3 protein-coding genes are annotated in these 2,112 nt (G+C 72.4%); 2 read left to right on the top strand and 1 reads right to left on the bottom strand.

Translation table 11 applies throughout. The annotated features are described in order from the left end of the window. A partial coding sequence (locus SACHA_RS0115515) for a neutral zinc metallopeptidase (RefSeq protein ID WP_157601723.1) occupies positions 1-869 on the top strand: 869 nt, incomplete at its 5' end. Between the two features lie 47 nt (positions 870-916). Here SACHA_RS0115515 and SACHA_RS0115510 read toward each other — a convergent pair. Next, on the bottom strand, positions 917-1,441 hold the full coding sequence (locus SACHA_RS0115510; RefSeq protein WP_019811178.1) for a 2'-5' RNA ligase family protein: 525 nt from the start codon (positions 1,439-1,441) through the stop codon (positions 917-919). Between the two features lie 107 nt (positions 1,442-1,548). On the opposite strand from SACHA_RS0115510, the gene SACHA_RS0115505 reads away from it, so the two are divergent. Then, a complete protein-coding gene (locus SACHA_RS0115505; RefSeq protein ID WP_028663232.1) occupies positions 1,549-2,109 on the top strand; it encodes a DUF4383 domain-containing protein in 561 nt (186 codons plus the stop codon). The last annotated feature ends 3 nt before the right edge of the window (positions 2,110-2,112 follow it).

Below are 2,112 nucleotides of genomic sequence, written 5' to 3'. Positions count from 1 at the left end.
CGGCACGCCGCGGGAGAGGCCCGCGCCGGTGGGGGCTCGCGTTGCCCGCGGTGGTCGCCGGGGGGCTGGTCGCCGCGTTGGTGATGGTCGTGCCCGTGCTCGACGACTCCGGGGAAGGGCAGGCCGAAAGCGGGACGGACACGGCCGCGGGCGGGACCGGCCAGGAGTCCTCCGGGGAATCCCGGATCGGGGACGACGCCCTGTCGGTCTCCGGTGCCCGCACCGCCGAGGTCGAGTGCACGCTGCCGGAGCTGAGCAGCGACCGCGAGCGCCTGGCCGAGTTCTACCGGGCCGAGCTGCGCTGTCTCGACCGGGCCTGGGAACCCGCGCTCGCGGAGGCGGGGTTGCCGTTCCGCCCGGCCGAGGTGGACATCGCCGATTCCCCGGACACGGCCTGCGGGCCGCTGCCACCCCGCGAACGGGCGACCGGGCTCTACTGTTCCGAGGACGGCACCATCTACCTGCCGAGGACCCGCACGGTGGACGCGTTCGGTCTCGCCACGGAGGCGCACCTGGCCACACTCGCCCACGAGTACGGTCACCACGTGCAGTACCTGAGCGGCATCCTCGGCGACGCGGGCCGCGCACTCGGCCGGCACGCCGCGGAGGGGCCCGGAGACCGGGAACTGAGCAGGCGGGTGGAACTCCAGGCCAACTGTTTGGCCGGGATGTTCCTGCACGGCGCTCAGGGCCGCGGGGGGATCGACCGGGCACTCGCCGGGGACGCCGTCGACGACTTCCGCAACTGGATCGACAGCGACACCCACGGGTCCGCCGAGACCCAACGGGAATGGGCGCTGCGCGGGTACCGCGACGGGAGCATGAGCGCGTGCAACACCTGGCGTGCCCCCGACGAGCGGGTCGAGTGACAGCGGGTCGGGTGACGGCGGGTCCCGGAGGAACCGTCCGGTGACGGTTACGGCACGCCCCGCAACGGCCACGCCTCGCCGGTGGCGCTGTCGATCAACGCGGCGCGGGTGACTCGCACCGTCATCGGCAACCTCTCGTACACCGCACCGGCCACCCCGGGCAGGTCCCGCATGGCGGCTCTGGTCGCCAGTGCGGTGTGCGGCAACCAGTGGTCGATCTCGTAGTGCCGGTGGATGACCGCTCCGGTCGCGCGGATGGCCTCCACGACGGCGTGCTGCCGTGTCACCAGCGCGGCGGGGACGGCGGGAACGAGGCAGATCCGGCCGCGACGGAACGCGCCCACCGCGTCGAAACGCAACTCGTAGCCGCCGCCGTCGCCCAGCGCCTGCACGGCCGCGCGCACCGCGTCGAGGTCCCACTCCAATAACACCACGTACGACAGGTGCGGGCGGTGCCGGCCGTGCGTGTGCGAGTGCGGGGTCGGCACCCCCAGTCGTTCGAACCGCAGCCACAGCTCCCGCACCGCGCGGTCCGACGGCGGGTCGAACAGCAGGCACACGCCCAGGGCCACGCCGCCGACTCTAAGGGGACGCCGCGGGGACGGCACGGTTTCACCGTCGGTGACCCCGGGTATCTCTACGGAAAGTGGCGTCGGTCACACCCGAACAGGAGGCTGTCATGGCTCGATTGAAAGAGGGCCGCACCCAGGTGAGCGGGCTCCAGCCGGTGCAGATGCTGGCCGCGCTCGTCGGCCTGGTCTATCTCGCCTTCGGGATCATCGGCCTGATCGTCACCGGGTTCGGTGACTTCGCGGGGTCGACGGGCAGCACGCTCTGGGTGTTCGCCGTCAACCCGTTGCACAACATCATCCACATCGTCGTCGGTGTGCTCGGTGTGCTCATGGCGGTGAAATCCTCGGGTGCGCGCACGTACGGCTGGCTGCTGCTGGTGGCTTTCGGGGTCCTGCTGCTGTGGGGCCTCGCCGTCACGGGGGTGTTCGCGACCAACCCGGTCAGCGGGCTCGGTAACCCGCTCGCCCTCAACGCCGCCGACAACTGGCTGCACCTCGGTACCGCCCTGCTCGGTCTGATCATCGCGGTGATGCCTGCGCGCAAGGCCGCGGGCACCCCCGGCGGGACGTCGGATGCCGGGGACCGGATGCACACCGCCCGGGCTCCCGCGGAGGAGAGCCGTCAGCCGCGGGGCCGCAAACTGTGGCGGCGCGGCACGGCCCACTGACCG

It is taken from the genome of Saccharomonospora halophila 8 (genome assembly GCF_000383775.1).
GTDB classification, from domain to species: Bacteria; Actinomycetota; Actinomycetes; order Mycobacteriales; family Pseudonocardiaceae; genus Saccharomonospora; species Saccharomonospora halophila.
Note: the sequence above shows the minus strand (reverse complement) of the source record. Positions and strands in the feature narration are given on the sequence as shown.